Source organism: Telluria beijingensis (genome assembly GCF_030770395.1).
Classification (GTDB): Bacteria; Pseudomonadota; Gammaproteobacteria; order Burkholderiales; family Burkholderiaceae_D; genus Telluria; species Telluria beijingensis.
Map to the genome: position 1 here is coordinate 3,292,338 of NZ_CP132480.1, position 15,726 is coordinate 3,308,063.

A 15,726-nucleotide genomic window follows, 5' to 3' on the forward strand; every position below is an offset into this window, starting at 1 on the left:
AGATGCGCGCCGTCGCCCCACCAATGCCGATCGCAAACGCCCCCGCCGCCACCCGCCGCAAGCGCCTGTTCACGCCCGCGCGCATCGGCGTCTATGCCTTCCTGTTCAGCGCCGCCCTGTTCTTCCTGCTGCCGCTGTACGTCATGATCATTACCTCGTTCAAGCCGATGGACGAGATTCGCATGGGGAATGTGTTCGCCCTGCCCGGCAGCGCCACGCTCGAGCCGTGGCGCGCGGCCTGGGGCGCGGTCAGCCAGGGCTTCTGGAATTCGGTGGCGATCGCCGTGCCCAGCACCGTGATCCCGATCCTGCTCGGCGCCGTCAATGGCTACGCGCTGTCGTTCTGGCGCCCGCGCGGCGCCAACCTGCTGTTCGGCGTGCTGCTGGCCGGCGCCTTTATCCCGGTGCAGGTGATGATCTATCCGCTGGTGTGGATGATGGCGCATGCCGGCGTGTTCGGCTCGCTGCCCGCAATCGTGGTGGTGCACGTCATCTTCGGCATGCCGCTGATGACGCTCCTGTTCCGCAATTACTATGCGTCGGTGCCGCACGAACTGTTCCAGGCCGCGCGCATCGACGGCGGTGGCTTCTGGCGCATCTTTATCCAGGTGATGCTGCCGATGTCGCTGCCGATCGTCGTCGTCGCCGCCATCATGCAGGTCACCGGGGTCTGGAACGACTACATCCTGGGCCTGGTGTTCGCCGGTCGCGAGAACCTGCCGATGACGGTCCAGCTGAACAATGTGATCAACACCACCACCGGCACCCGCCTGTACAACGTCAATATGGCCGCGACCATCCTGACGGCCGCGGTGCCGCTGGCGATCTACTTCATCTCCGGACGCTGGTTCGTGCGCGGCATCGCCGCTGGCGCCGTGAAAGGTTAACCTGGCATGTCGAACGTCCATTTACGCAAGCTGTGCATCACCCGTGGCAATCATGAAATCATACGAGATCTCGACCTGCAGATCGAGCCGGGCGAGTTCCTGGTGCTGCTGGGCCCTTCGGGCTGCGGCAAGTCGACCCTGTTGCACAGCATCGCCGGCCTGATCGACCTCTCCGGCGGCGCGATCGAGATCGGCGGGCGCGACATGAGCCACGCCGACCCCAGCGAGCGCGGGATCGGCATGGTGTTCCAGTCATATGCGCTGTACCCGACCATGACGGTCGAAAAGAACATGTCGTTCGGCCTCAAGATCGCCGGCACCCCGAAGGCCGAAGTGGCGCGCCGCGTGCGCAAGACGGCCGAGATGCTGCAGCTCGACGCCCTGCTGGACCGCAAGCCGTCCCAGCTCTCGGGCGGCCAGCGCCAGCGGGTCGCCATCGGCCGCGCGCTGGTGCGCGAGGCCGGCGTCTACCTGTTCGACGAACCGCTGTCGAACCTCGACGCCAAGCTGCGCGCCGAACTGCGCCGCGAACTGAAAATGCTGCACCAGGCGCTGGGTTCGACCATGGTCTATGTGACCCACGACCAGGCCGAGGCGATGACGCTCGCGACCCGCATCGTCGTGATGCAGGGTGGCCGCATCCAGCAGATCGGCACCCCGGCCGAGGTGTACGACACGCCGGCCAACCGCTTCGTGGCGGGCTTTCTCGGTTCGCCGTCGATGAATTTCATCGAGGGCAGCATCGATGCGCAGGGACGCTTCAGCGCCGGCGCAGTGACGCTGCCCCTCGCGAATGGCGCCGCTGCCGGCGCGGTGACGCTGGCGGCGCGCCCGGAACACATCCACATCGACGACAATGGGCCGCTGCAGGCGACGGTCACGCTGGTCGAGCCGATGGGCAATCACCAGGTGGTGTGGCTCGATTGCGGCGGCCAGGCCTTGTCGTGCATCGAGCACGATGGGCGGCCGCTGGCGATGGGCCAGGCGGTGCGTTTCGCGATCGATGGCGGCCGCGTGTCGCTGTTCGACCCGAAACTGGGTCAACGCCTGTAAAGATGGATGCCATACGCAGATGAATGCAGTATGCTTGACGGTTGTTTGATCTTTTCACTGGATAGGATTCGTTAGTGGCGACAATCAAGGACGTAGCGCGGCTGGCAGGCGTGGGTCTCGGCACCGCCTCGCGCGTGGTCAGCGGCAAGGGCTCGGTGTCGCCAGCCACGCTCGAACGCGTGCGCAAGGCGATCGACGAGCTGGGATTCCGCCCCTCGCACGCGGCGCGCGCCCTGCTGTCCGGCACCAGCCGGATGGTCGGCGTCTACATCCCCGTGTTGTCCGGCACCTTCTACACGCCGATCCTGCAGATCATCGACACCGAGCTGCGCGCGGCCGGCCTGCACATGGTGGTGGCCTTCGGCGTCGGCCTGGGCGACGCCCGCAACCAGGCGATCGAGGGTATCGAGTTCCTGATCGAGCGCGGCTGCGACGGCCTGATCATGATGACCAGCGCCCTGCTCGACGAAGACATCGCCGCCCTGGGCGGCAAGCGGCGCCTGATCGTCGCGCTCAACCACGATTTCAGGGACATCCCGGAGCAGTGCTTTACGGTCGACCATGCGCAGGGCGGCAGGGTGGCGGCGCGCACCCTGCTCGAGCACGGCCACCGCGACATCGCCGTCATCGCCGGCCCGAGCGCGCTGGTCGACAACGTGGCGCGTATCGACGGCTTCATGCACGAACTGAAGGACGGCGGCGTCGACACCGACAGCGTGTGGCTGGTCGAGAGCGATTTCTCGCCGCTGGGCGGCTGGCATGCCGCCAAGGCGCTGGTCGAATCGAAACGGCCCTGCACTGCCCTGTTCTGCGCCAACGACGAAATGGCGGTCGGCGCCCTCTCCTACTTCCAGGAGGCCGGCATCAGCGTGCCGCGCGACCTGTCGGTGATCGGCTACGACGACACGCCCAGCGCCGAATTCTCGGCGCCGCGCCTGACGTCGGTGCACATGCCGTGGCGCGAGATGACGCAGAACGGCATCAATGCCCTGCTCAACCGCTGCTACGACCTCAAGCGCCCGGTGGCGCGCAACTTCCCGGTCGGCGTGACGATGCGCGCCTCGCTGGCGAACATCGGCGCAGCCAAGGCCAAGGGCGGCAGGAGCAAGGCCAGGAGCAAACGCGAGTGAGGCCGGCATGCGGCCCGGCCGGCCGTGCGCGGCCATTTTTTTGGCAACAAACTGGAAAGCTTTCCAATCGTTCTGCTAAGCTTTCCCCATATTTTATTCAGAACACATCCATTACCTGAAGCGAGACCATGACCACTGCCAACCGACCCGAGCCTCACGCGCCGCAGCGCAGCGATTTCGCCCGTGACTTTTTGTGGGGCTGCGCCACCTCGTCCTACCAGATCGAAGGCGCCGGCCGCGAAGACGGCCGGGTGGAATCGATCTGGGACCGCTTCGCCGCCACCCCAGGCACGATCCGCGACGGCTCGAGCGGCATCGAGGCCTGCGACCATTACCACCGCTGGCCGGAAGACTTCGATATCGCGCGCGGCATGGGCCTGAACGCCTACCGCTTCTCGTTCGCCTGGCCACGCATCTACACCGGCGTGAAAGGCCAGCCGAACCAGAAAGGCCTGGATTTCTACTCGCGCCTTGTCGACGGCATGCTCGAGCGCGGGCTGCAGCCATGGGCCACGCTGTATCACTGGGACTTGCCGCAAGCGCTGCAGGATGCCGGCGGCTGGGAAAACCGCTCCACCATCGACGCCTTCCTCGAGTACACCGACGCCATGACGCGCGCCCTGGGCGACCGCGTGAAACACTGGATCACCCATAACGAGCCATGGTGCACGGCGATCATCGGCAATTTCGAAGGCTGGCATGCGCCGGGCAAGACCGACCTCAAGGCCGCGCTGCAGGTCGCGCACAATGTGCTGGTCTCGCACGGCAAGGCGGTGCCGCTGATCCGCGCCAATGTGCCGGATGCGCAGGTCGGCATGGCGGTCAGCCTGCACCCGCTGCGCGCGGCCAGCGATAGCGCGCAAGACCAGGCCGCGATGGAGCGCCACGACGGCCTGCGCTACCGCTGGTTCCTCGATCCGCTGTTCGGCCGCGGCTACCCGGAAGCCACGCGCGAGCTGTTCGGCGCCGCGGCGCCCGACGTCGAACCGGGCGATATGGAAGCGATCGCCGTCAAGACCGACTTCATGGGCGTCAATTACTACTTCCCCGAAGTGGTCAAGCACGAAGCCGGCCACGCGCCGCTCGATGCGAAGGTGCTGCCGACCAGCAGCGGCGAGATCACCGCGATGGGCTGGCCGGTGTCGCCGGAAGGCTTCACCGAGCTGCTCACCCGCATCGAGAACGACTACCACCCGGGCCCGATGTACGTCACCGAGAACGGCTCCGCCTTTGAGGACAAGGTCGGCCCGGACGGCGAGATCGACGACGTCCAGCGTCGCCACTACCTGATGCGCCACCTGGCCGCCATGAAGGATGCGATCGACGCCGGCGCGCCGATCAAGGGTTATTTCGCCTGGAGCCTGCTCGACAACTTCGAATGGGCCGAGGGCTACCAGCGCCGCTTCGGCCTGGTGCACATCGACTACGCCACCCAGCAGCGCCGCCTGAAGAACAGCGGCAAATGGTACGGTTCCTTCCTGCGCCAGGAATGAGCCTTCACTTCAACGAACAATAAGCGAGACACTCCATGACCTTCAAGCTTCGTCCTTCCACGCTGGCCCTGTCCATCGCCCTCGCCCTGCCGGCGATCTGCAGCGCCGCCGCCCCGGTCGACACCAAACTGGCCGACTGGCCGCGCGTGACCAGCGCCATCCAGAAGGACGAGGCGATCGAGAAGCGGGTCAAGGAAATCGTGGGCAAGATGACGCTGGCGCAAAAGGTCGGCCAGATGACCCAGCCCGAGATCAAGACCACCAAACCCGAGGATGTGACGAAGTACTACCTCGGCTCGGTCCTGAACGGCGGCGGCAGCTGGCCGAACAATAACAAGGCAGCCGATGCCAAGGAGTGGCTGGCGCTGGCCCAGGCCTACCACGAGGCTTCGATGAAGACCGACCTGGCGATCAAGGTGCCAGTGGTGTGGGGCACGGACGCGGTCCACGGCCACAACAACGTGCCGGGCGCCACCCTGTTCCCGCACAATATCGGCCTGGGCGCGGCGCGCAATCCACAGCTGATGCGCGAGATCGGCGCCGCTACTGCCAAGGCGGTGCGCGCGACCGGCATCGCCTGGGTGTTCGGCCCCACGCTGGCCGTGGTGCGCGACGACCGCTGGGGCCGCACCTACGAAAGCTATGCCGAGCATCCCGAAGTGGTGCGCAGCTATGCCGGCGAATACGTCAAGGGCATGCAGGGCACGTTCAAGGACGATGCCAATACCATCTCCACCGCCAAGCACTTCATCGGCGACGGCGGCACGAAGAACGGCAAGGACCGCGGCGTGACCGAGGCCTCGCAGGCGGACATGATCAACATCCACGGCGCCGGCTACTTCCCGGCGCTGAACGCGGGCGCGCAGGTCGTCATGGCCTCGTTCAACAGCTGGACCGATACCGCGACCGGCAAGCAGTACGGCAAACTGCACGGCAACAAGGAAGCGCTGACCGACATCCTCAAGACCAAGATGGGCTTCGACGGCTTCGTCGTCACCGACTGGAACGGCCACGGCGAAGTGCCGGGCTGCCGCAACGACAGCTGCGCCCAGGCGATCAATGCCGGCAACGACATGATCATGGTGCCGGACGACTGGAAGGCCTTCATCGCCAACACCATCAAGCAGGTGGAAGCGGGCGAGATCCCGATGGCGCGCATCGACGATGCGGTGTCGCGCATCATCCGCGTCAAGCTGCGCGCCGGCCTGTTCGACAAGAGCCCGGTGCAGAACGCCTACGCCGGCAAGGACGATGCGATGCTGGCGCGCGCCCTGGCGCGCCAGGCGGTGCGCGAGTCGCTGGTGCTGCTCAAGAACGAAGGTCCGGCCCTGCCCCTCAAGCGCGGCCAAAAGATCCTGGTGGTCGGCAAGAGCGCCGACGAGCTGTCGAACCAGAGCGGCGGCTGGTCGATCACCTGGCAGGGCACCGCCACCACCAATGCCGACTTCAGGAATGCCGACACCATCCTGGCCGGCATCCGCGAGGCAGCCGGCAAGGACAACGTCACCTTCAGCCTCGATGCGAAAGGCGTCGACGTGGCGAAGTTCGACGTCGTGGTCGCCGTCATCGGCGAGCGTCCGTATGCCGAAGGCGACGGCGACATCCACCCGTCCGGCACCCTGCGCCACAGCAGCCGCTATCCGGAAGACCTGGCGGTGCTGCAGGCGGTCGGCGGCAAGGGCAAGCCGGTGGTCACGGTGATGGTCACCGGCCGTCCGGTGTTCGCCAACGACCTGCTCAATCTGTCGGACACCTTCATCTCGGCCTGGCTGCCGGGTTCCGAGGGCAAGGGCGTGTCGGACCTGCTGGTCGAAGGCCAGCAACGCTACGACTTCCGCGGCCTGCTGCCGTTCTCGTGGCCGAAGTCGGCCTGCCAGGTCAGGCTGAACGTGGGCGACAAGGATTACGCACCGCTGTTCGCTTATGGTTATGGCTTGAAGGCCGGCACCCGTTCCAAACTGGGCAAACTCGACGAGAGCTATCCGCAGGGCGGCTGCAGCGCCGGCAACACCTTCCCGGTGTTCAGCCAGGCCGACCGCCTGAGCTACCCGCTGGCGATCCGCAGCGGCCAGCAAACCACCGTGCTGGGCGCCGACCTGAACGCCAGCTTCAAGCTGCCGAACATCACCGTCACCACCGCCCAGGTCAATACCCAGCAGGATGCCAAGCGCGCCGACTGGACCGGCCCGGCCACGCTGGAAGCGCGCGGTGCGCGCGCGATCGCCCTGCCGGCGGCGGCCGTCAAGGATGGCGCGCTGCGCTTCGACACCATCGTCGGCAAGGCGCCGGAAGGCAAGGTGACGCTGTCGATGCGCCAGGGCGCCACCAGCGCCGACCTGGATGCGACCGCCCTGTTCAAGCGCCTCGCCGTCGGCGCCAAGAACACGGTCGCGATTCCGCTGTCGTGCTTCACGGCCAAGGGCATCGACCTGGCCAGGGTCGATACGCCGTTCGCCGTCACCAGCGATGCAGCATTCGCGGCAGCCTTCGCCAATATCGAGATCGCCGGCGGCGCGGCGAAGGAAGCGGGCGCCGTGCAGTGCGGCGAATTGAAATGACGGCAAACCTGCGGCTGCTGGCCGACGTCGGCGGCACCAATGCGCGCTTCGCCCTGCAGTCGGCTGCAGGCGGCGGCTTCGACGACATCGAGGTGCTGGCGGCCAGCGGCTACCCGACCCTGGGCGAGGCGATGCGCGCCTACCTGGCCAATGCCCGCGGCCGCGGGCTGGCGGTCGACACGGTCCGCCATGCGGCGATTGCGATCGCCAACCCGGTCGAGGGCGACGAAATCAAGATGACCAATCACCATTGGAGCTTCTCGATCGAGGCCTTGCGTGTCGAATTGGGCTTGACCACGCTGCTGGTGGTGAACGACTTCGCCGCGCTGGCGATGTCGCTGCCGCACCTGGCGCAGGACGGCCGCCAGCAGGTCGGCGGCGGCATCGAACTGCCCAACCGGACCATCGGCCTGATCGGCCCCGGCACCGGCCTCGGCGTCTCGGGCGTGGTGCCGGCAGGCGCGCGCTGGATCCCGCTGTCCGGCGAGGGCGGCCACGTCAGCTTCGCTCCCGTGACCCGCGACGAAGTGGCGATCCTGGAAGCGCTGTGGGGCGAATACGGCCACGTCTCGGCCGAGCGCCTGCTGTCGGGCATGGGCATGGAACTGATCCACTGGGCCCGCACCGGCAAGCGCCTGAAGGCGGCCGACATCAGCGCCGCGGCGCTCGATGGAACGTCGGCCGATTGCCGCACGTCGGTGGACGTGTTCTGCGCCATCCTGGGCAGCGTGGCCGGCAACGTCGCGCTGACCCTGGGCGCGACCGGCGGCATGTATATCGGCGGCGGGATCGTGCCGCGCCTGGGCCCCCTGTTCGCGCAGTCGGCGTTTCGCGCGCGCTTCGAGGACAAGGGACGCCTGGGTGACTACCTGGCGCGCATTCCCACTTACCTGATCACCGAACAATATCCCGCATTGCGCGGGGTTTCGGCTATGCTGTCGGACCGCGTCGCAACTCTGCAATAACAACGGAGACTTCATGCAGAATCCATCCCAGAACCCGACCGTGGCCAGCGCTGCCGTGGAAGGGGAGCACAACCAGCACACCGGTGCGCTGGTCATCGTCACCATCCTGTTCTTCATGTGGGGCCTGATCACGTCGCTGAACGACGTCCTGATCCCGCACCTGAAGTCGATCTACACCCTCACCTACATGCAGGCGATGCTGGTGCAGTTCTGCTTCTTCGGCGCCTATTTCATCGTCTCGCTGCCGGCCGGCGCGCTGATCCGCCGCCTGGGCTACCAGAACGGCGCCGTCACCGGCCTGATGATCGCGGCCGCCGGCTGCGCCCTGTTCTACCCGGCCTCGAACGGCGGCTACGGCATGTTCCTGTTCGCGCTGTTCGTGCTGGCCAGCGGCATCACCATCCTGCAGGTGGCGGCCAATCCCTACGTCACCGCGCTGGGCCCGGCCCGCACCGCGGCCAGCCGCCTGACCCTGACCCAGGCCTTCAACTCGCTCGGCACCACGGTGGCGCCGGCGCTGGGCGGCATCCTGATCCTGTCGACCGTGGTCCTCTCGGCCGACCAGCTGGCCCTGCTGCCGGAAGCCGAACAACTCGCGCACAAGGCGGCCGAAGCCGCCGCCGTGCAAGGCCCCTACCTGGGCCTGGCCGCCGCGCTGGCGCTGCTCGCGGTGCTGTTCGCGATGGCGCGCCTGCCGAAGATCGCCTTCGACGACACCACCTCGGCCACGATCGACGCCAAGGGCGGCGCGATGTCGTACCGCCACCTGGTGCTGGGCGCGCTGGGCATCTTCCTGTACGTCGGCGCCGAAGTCAGCATCGGCAGCTTCCTGATCAACTTCATCGGCGAGCCGCACATCGCCGGCCTGTCGCATGCGGATGCGGCGCGCTACGTCAGCATGTACTGGGGCGGCGCCCTGGTCGGCCGCTTCATCGGCTTCGCCGTGATGCGCTACGTGAGCCCGGGCAAATCGCTGGCGGCGACCGCGGTCGGATCGATCACGCTGGTCCTGATTGCGACCTTCACCGACGGCAGCCTGGCGATGTGGGCGATCGTGGCGGTCGGCCTGTGCAACTCGATCATGTTCCCGACCATCTTCAGCATGGCGCTGCACGGCCTCGGCAAGTTCACCGGCCAGGGTTCGGGCATCCTGTGCATGGCCATCGTCGGCGGCGCCGTGGTGCCGTTCGTGCAGGGCATCCTGGCCGACACCATCGGCCTGCAGATCTCGTTCCTGGTGCCGGCGGCCTGCTACCTGTTCATCATGTACTACGGCGTCAAGTACGCCAACCTGCACAAGCAGAAGGTCGCGGCCGAGTAAGACCGGAAGCAGAATGAAAAATGCCCGCGGATGTCGCGGGCATTTTTTTTATCAGCGGTTCAGGCGCTTGAGCAGCTGCGAGCGCACCAAGCGCGAGGCATTGTCGTCGAACGGCGCCAGCAGGCCGCGCGCGGTCGGCGGGATGTGGGCCGCGGTGTCGTCATCGGCCTCGAACACGTAGTGGCGGAACAGCTCGGCCCAGGCCGCGCGCTGGGCGGGCGGCAGGTCGCGCACCGTCATCAGGGCGTGCATCAGGGCGTTGTTGGGCGTGTCCATCCAGTCCGGCGACTGGCGCCACCAGTAATTGACCAGCACATTGAAGCCGTCCAGCGCCTCGACGTGGTGCCACCACATGCTGGGCACGAAGATCGCGTCGCCAGGTTCCAGCTCGGCCACCTGGGCATGTGCCAAAGCTTCGGCGAAGCGCGGGAAACGCTCGAAATCCGGCTGCGCGAAGTCCACCAGGCTGATGGGCTGGCCGGCCGGGGTGATATCGATCGGGCCGACGTACAGATTATGCTGCTGGCCCGGCGGGAACACGGTGAAGCGGCGGTGGCCAGCGGCGATGCAGGCCAGGTTGTCCGGCAGGTCGTAGTGGGCCGAGATGCGGGTGCGGTTGCCGATCCAGATGCTGGCCAGCGGGTCGCGCGCACCAAGGTCGACGTCATTCTCGCCCCGGAAGCCCGGCAGCGCGCCGTCGATCGTGGTCGAGCCGACGTACAGCGCGGGCGGCTGTGGCGTGGCCAGGTGCTTTTCCAGTTCATCGAGCACGGCGTCGAGCCGCACCCGCATGGCCTGGAAATTGAAGCCGTCCAGCGCCTCGTTGTAGAAGAAGCGGCCATCGATCCCGGGCGCGCCGAGCATGGCGTTGACGGTGGCGTCGACGTACCAGCGGCGCAGGTATTCAATGGCGGCCTGCGGCGAGCTGCGGGCGGCTTGCACCACCGGCCAGTCGGCCACCAGGCCGCGCAGCAGCAGCGGCTCGGTGGACGCTAGGATGTCGGGCCCCAGGTCGGCGGGCCGCAGCCCGCCGATCTCGCGCATGGCGCTAGGCGCCGGTGGCTTCACGACGATTCCGACGGTTCTTGCGGTCGATCAGGTCGCGGAAGTGCGACAGCGAGGCCAGCGCGAAATACATCGGCGCCAGGTAGCCGGCCGCGTGCAGCTCGGCGATGGCGGCGCCGCCCAGCGCGCCCAGGCGCTCCTCGTGGATGGTGAAGAAGCCGCCCATGCGGTTGCGGTCGCCGTTCTCGAACTCGATGTCGAGCACGAAGCCATCGAACAGTTCATGGCGCTTGAGCGCTTCGAGGAAACCGGCGTTGGCCTGCACGCCGTTATGGATGTTCGACAGCATGGCGCTGGTCTTGTCCAGGAATTCGGTATTGCCGCCATGCGGCTTGAACACCGGTTCGCCCTCGGTCTGGCTGACGCGCGGGTGGTCGAGGTCGACCTGGATCATCAATTCGTCGCCGTTGCGGCCGATGTAGAACGGCTGGCGCTCGTGCAGCCAGGGCACCAGCGGCGCATCCCAGCGGCCATCTTCGAGGAACAGGTTCTCATCTTCCTTGAAGCCGAGCAGCGCGATCGCCTCGTAACTGGCGCCGTCCTCGAGCTGGCGGAAGATGATCGGGTAATGGGCCTGCAGCGAACGGAATTCGTCGGCGAAGGTCGGCACCCAGGCGACTTCGCTGCCCAGGCCGGGGCGGTGGCCGGTGACGATGCGCAGGTCCTTGTGCTCGATATTGTTCAGCAGGGCGATATTGGGCATGGTGTGTCTCGTTTGGCTTTTTATGGGATTCAATAACGACAACGGCGGGCCGGCTGTTGCCGACCCGCCGTCAATACCGCTATCCGGAAAGTCTACTCCCGAATGGCGGCACAGGCAAAGCCCCGATCAGAACTTGTAGCGTGCGGCCACCATATAACGTGGGCCCGACTGCACCGCGAACAGCACCTGGTTCTTGGTGCGGCCGTGGATGCGCTGGATCTCGTCGGTCAGGTTGATGCCCTCGAACGACAGGCTCAGGTTGTCGTTGACGTTGTAGCCGATGCTCAGGTCCAGCTGGCCGTATTTCTCGACGTAGTTCGGGTTCGGACCCTGGCCGTCGAAGGTCGACGACAGGAACTCGTCGCGCCAGTTGTAGGCCGCGCGCACATTCCACTTGTCGTTCTCGAAGATACCCACCAGGTTGGCCGAGTCGCCCAGGCCGACCAGCGCGAACTGCTCGCCGAAGCTGTTGTTGTCGTACTTCAGGCCCGAGTTGACGTAGGTGTAGTTGGCCTGGAAGCCGAAGCCGCTGTTGCCGAACATGTGCTGGAGGTTGAATTCCAGGCCGCGGATGCGCGCCTTCTTCTGGTTCGAGTACGAAGTGATGCGGAAGTCCGCGATCGGATCGGTGCCGATGGCCGTGATGGTGCCGGTGGCGTCGCCGGTCGCATTGTCCGCACCGCGCACCACGCCAGGCTGGCCGTTGAAGTTGCGGAAGATGTAGTTGCGGATGCAGGTGGTGTCCGCCACCACGCAGCCATTGGCCAGCGCCGCGTTCCAGTAGGCGCCGCCCACCGGGGTGCGCACGCCGAACGGCTGGGCGATGATCTGCGACTGGCCGGCGTAGTTGTCCAGGTGCTTGCGGAAGTGGTTGACCGAGAAGAAGCTCTGGCGGGCGTAGTACCACTCGAGCGCCAGGTCGATGTTCTTCGACTTGACCGGCTCGAGCGCCGGGTTGCCCTGCGAACCGGTGCCGCCCTCGACGCGCGCCAGCGTGTCGAGCACCTGGCCGCCGGCGATCTGGTCGTAGCGTGGACGGCCGATGGTTTCGCCGTAGCTGAAGCGGCCCTTGATGTCGGGACGGAAGGCGATGTCGACGTCGAGGCTAGGCAGCACGTGGTTGTAGCTGCCGTCCAGCGTGGTGAAGCCCGAGTCGCCGAACACTACCGGCAGCTCGTTCTGCGAGACCCAGCTGATCGCGGTCGGCACCTGCACCAGCGCGCTCGACCTGACGTCGGTCTTCTCGTAGCGCACGCCGAATGCGGTATTGATCGGCCAGCGGGTATCCCACTCGGTGTTGAACTGCAGGTACAGGCTCTTCGATTTTTCCTCGGTACGACGGTCGGTGTCGTAGGTGGTCTTCGGCAGGTACAGGTGCGGCAGGCCCGAGGCCTGGGCCACGATGTCGCGGATCTGGCCGAAGTTGAAGGTGTGGAAGCGGTTGAACAGGTTCGGGTTGCCGCTGCCGTCGATGCGGTCGAAGTATTTGCTCAGGCTATCTGGCGTGAACAGGCTGGCCGGGTAGTCGGAAGCCTGGGTCGCGCCACCCCAGGTGTCGCGCTGCTGGACCGAGAAGGCCGAGCGGTACTTGACCTTGGTGGCGCCGACGCCGAACTTGAATTCGGACGCTTCCATCACCTTCCAGCTGCCGTGGGTCTGCACCTGGTCGACTTCGGTCTTCATGTAGCCGTTCTCGAACACCGAGCCGGTGACCTGCTGCGGCGAGCGCAGGAAGTCGGCGCCTTCGATGGTCAACACAGGGAAGTCCTGCGAGAAATCGGCGGTGGTGTTGCCGCGGCTGAAGCTGGCGGTGCCGATCACGTTGCTCGAACCCCATGGGCTGTCCGGGGTCGATTCGGCCGACGAGCTGTGGGCGTCGAGCTCGAGGCGCAGGGCCGAATTCACGCGCCAGGCGGCGTTGAAGCCGAGCGACTTGTTCTCGCTCTTGGTCGCGAAGTCCGAGGCGCCCATCGCGATGTCGTTGGCGCCGAGCGGGATGATCTCGGTGTAGCTGATCGGGGCGGCGAACGGGCCGTCGGTCCAGCTGCTCGACGACGGGCCGAAGTTGAACCACGCCGACATGTCGTTGCGGCGGGTGTGGATCCGGTTTTCCGAGTAGGTGTAGTCGAGGGTAGTGGTCAGGTCCTTGGTCGGGGCGAACTGGAACACCACCTGGGCGTTGGTGCGCTCGCGCTGCACGCCGGAGAGGTTGTAGTTCAGGTTCTGCGGCACCTGGTACAGGTCGTTCGGGCCCGGACGGTTGACGATGCCCGGGGTGGCGCCGGAGGCGTCCGGTTGCGGGATCGTGCCCCACTGGGTGTCGCTGCCGCGGAACGGGCCTTTCCAGCCGTTCGGCACCGAGGCGCGGTTGTAGCCCAGGTTGCGTTCCTGGTAGCTGGCCGAGAGGCCGATGCCGAAGCGGCCGTCGGCCGAGGTGTTGGAATAGATGCCCGAGACTTCAGGGGTGATCTTGTCGCCGCTCTGCAGGCCGTCCGGCAGGTTGGTGGCCGAGGTGTCGTGTACGCCCTTGACGCCGATGCTGGCCTGCATGCCGGGACGCGACAGCGGACGCGCGGTGATCACGTTGATGGTGGCGCCGACGCCGCCGGTCGGGGTCTCGGCGCGGCTCGATTTGTAGACCTGCAGCTGCGACACCGCTTCCGAGGCGATGTTGGCGAAATCGAAGGCGCGGCCGTTGCGGTCGCCCAGGTTCGAGACCGGCATCTGGCGGCCGTTGAGCAGCACCAGGTTGAAGTCGGGGCCCACGCCGCGCACGGTGATTTTCGAGCCTTCACCGATTTCGCGGTCGATCGACACGCCCGAGATACGCTGCAGCGATTCGGCCAGGTTCGTGTCGGGGAATTTGCCGATGTCTTCGGCGACGATGCCGTCGACGAAGCCCTGCGCATTGCGCTTGAGGTTCAGCGACGATTCGAGACTGGCGCGAATGCCGGTCACGACCACGGTCTGGGCGGCCGGTTGTGCCGGGCCGGTGATCGAAGCGGTCGGGTTGCTGGCGGCGTCGGTCGCCTGGGTTGGCGCGCTGGTCGCGGTGTCGGCCGGCGGGGTCGCCTGCTGCGCGAATGCCGGGATGAATGCCGAGCATGCGCTGGCAACTGCCAGGCTGATCAAGGTCTGTTTAGCCTTTGGGTAGTACATGTCTTCTCCTGTCTTTTTATAAATATGACCGTCGTCTCGCCACGGTGTCTCCGCCAACCGGACGCGTCGCGCACGCCGCACTTCCGTTGCTACTCGCTGCTACTCACCTATGCCCCGTCACCTCCCGACCGGGCCTGCACGCGGCGCGGCGCCAAGCGGCGAAGCGAAGCCGGCCGGCTGATGCCGGCGGCCTCGCTGCTTGGATTGCCTGGTGCGCGTCGCGCTGGTTCATTTGTCCTCGGCTCCTGGGCTGACAGTGCCATTCGGGGATCGAAGCTGACTTGCCTGGGTCATGGAAACGTTTCCATGTATTGGTCTGAATATTAGGGTTAGGAAAAAAAATTGTCAACGGAATATTCCATAACGTCATGGGGGTATGTGACGTAGTTTTGCAACACTTTGGTGCGGCGCCAAGGTGAGTTATGGTGATCGACACCCGCCTCCCTCTGTCGTTTCCCTCGTTGACACCGGTTTTTGGGGGGTGCTATAGTCGGCTTGCCGTTATGGTAACGTTTCCAAACTGGAGCACGGATGCACCATTTTCTTGCCCGCCTCGCGGGCCGCGCCATCGCCCGGACCGGCCTGGTGGCGTTCGGCGTCACCTTCGTCATGACGGCTGCCGCGCAGGCGGCAGATGCGGCTTTCGCCTGGCCCGGCGGCGCCCGCGCGGCGGTCAGCCTGGCCTATGACGACGCCCTCGATTCCCAGCTCGACCACGCGATCCCCGCCCTCGACCGCCATGGCCTCAAGGGCACCTTCTACCTCAAGCTGTCCAGCCCCGTGGTGGACGCGCGCATGGCCGACTGGCGCGCCGCCGCCCGCCACGGCCATGAGCTGGGCAACCACAGCCTGTTCCACCAGTGTTCCGGCGCGGGTCCTGACCGTGCCTGGGTCGCGCCGCACCAGGACCTCGACACCACCAGCCGCGAACAGATGCGCGACCAGGTCCTGCTGGCCAATACGATGCTGATGGCGATCGACGGCCAGCGCGAGCGCACCTATACCGCGCCCTGCTTCGACGTGAAGGCGCTCGGCGGCGACTACCTGCCGCCGCTGCATGCGAGCTTCGTGGCGATCAAGGCCGGCCCCGGGCCGGGTGTGCCGCTCTCGATGAAGACGCTCGACCCCTACCGGGTGCCGGCGGTGGCGCCGGTCGGCAGCAGCGGCGCGGAGCTGATCGCGCTGGTCAAGCAGGCGGCCGAACGCGGCACCATGATCGCCTTCACCTTCCACGGCATCGGCGGCGACCACCTGAGCGTGTCGACGCAGGCGCACGAGGAGCTGGTCCGCTACCTCGCCGCGCATCGTAACGAGGTCTGGACCGACACCTTCCTCAACATCATGAAGCACGTCAGGCGCGAGCAGGCGCGCGCGCAATGACGGCTCACCAAG

The 15,726-nt window shown here is 66.3% G+C and carries 11 protein-coding genes; 8 read left to right on the forward strand and 3 right to left on the reverse strand.

Annotated features, from left to right (window positions below; translation table 11 throughout):
* Positions 1–2: 2 nt before the first annotated feature.
* From Q9246_RS14605 to Q9246_RS14635, 7 genes are all read left to right on the forward strand, one after another.
* Positions 3–887 carry a carbohydrate ABC transporter permease gene (locus tag Q9246_RS14605; protein ID WP_306398180.1) on the forward strand — a complete coding sequence of 295 codons (885 nt, stop codon included), beginning with the start codon at positions 3–5 and terminating at the stop codon, positions 885–887.
* Positions 888–893: 6 nt separating this feature from the next.
* A complete protein-coding gene (locus Q9246_RS14610; RefSeq protein ID WP_306391298.1) occupies positions 894–1,940 on the forward strand; it encodes an ABC transporter ATP-binding protein in 1,047 nt (348 codons plus the stop codon).
* A 74-nt stretch (positions 1,941–2,014) separates the two neighbouring features.
* A complete protein-coding gene (locus Q9246_RS14615; protein WP_306391299.1) occupies positions 2,015–3,070 on the forward strand; it encodes a LacI family DNA-binding transcriptional regulator in 1,056 nt (351 codons plus the stop codon).
* A 128-nt stretch (positions 3,071–3,198) separates the two neighbouring features.
* Positions 3,199–4,563: a GH1 family beta-glucosidase gene (locus tag Q9246_RS14620; protein WP_306391300.1), complete on the forward strand. Its 1,365-nt coding sequence runs from the start codon at positions 3,199–3,201 to the stop codon at positions 4,561–4,563.
* Between the two features lie 35 nt (positions 4,564–4,598).
* Entirely contained in the window at positions 4,599–7,121 is a 2,523-nt protein-coding gene (locus Q9246_RS14625; RefSeq protein ID WP_306391301.1) for a glycoside hydrolase family 3 protein, read from the forward strand.
* Complete coding sequence (locus Q9246_RS14630; protein ID WP_306391302.1) at positions 7,118–8,086, forward strand: glucokinase; 969 nt, start codon at positions 7,118–7,120, stop codon at positions 8,084–8,086. The genes Q9246_RS14625 and Q9246_RS14630 overlap by 4 nt, the downstream gene beginning before the upstream one ends.
* 13 nt (positions 8,087–8,099) lie before the next feature.
* Complete coding sequence (locus Q9246_RS14635; RefSeq protein ID WP_306391303.1) at positions 8,100–9,407, forward strand: sugar MFS transporter; 1,308 nt, start codon at positions 8,100–8,102, stop codon at positions 9,405–9,407.
* Between the two features lie 51 nt (positions 9,408–9,458).
* Here the strand turns inward: Q9246_RS14635 and Q9246_RS14640 are convergent, their stop codons facing one another.
* The 3 genes from Q9246_RS14640 to Q9246_RS14650 form a co-directional block, all read right to left on the reverse strand.
* Entirely contained in the window at positions 9,459–10,475 is a 1,017-nt protein-coding gene (locus tag Q9246_RS14640; RefSeq protein ID WP_306391304.1) for a cupin-like domain-containing protein, read from the reverse strand.
* The gene (locus Q9246_RS14645) at positions 10,456–11,175 is read right to left on the reverse strand and encodes a SapC family protein (RefSeq protein WP_306391305.1); all 720 of its coding nucleotides are present in this window, start codon (positions 11,173–11,175) and stop codon (positions 10,456–10,458) included. Before Q9246_RS14645 ends, Q9246_RS14640 begins: the two co-directional genes overlap by 20 nt.
* A gap of 126 nt (positions 11,176–11,301) precedes the next feature.
* Positions 11,302–14,334, reverse strand: a complete 3,033-nt coding sequence (locus Q9246_RS14650) for a TonB-dependent receptor (RefSeq protein ID WP_306391306.1) — start codon at positions 14,332–14,334, stop codon at positions 11,302–11,304.
* Between the two features lie 531 nt (positions 14,335–14,865).
* Between Q9246_RS14650 and Q9246_RS14655 the strand changes: the two genes are divergently transcribed.
* A complete protein-coding gene (locus Q9246_RS14655) occupies positions 14,866–15,714 on the forward strand; it encodes a polysaccharide deacetylase family protein (RefSeq protein WP_306391307.1) in 849 nt (282 codons plus the stop codon).
* The last annotated feature ends 12 nt before the right edge of the window (positions 15,715–15,726 follow it).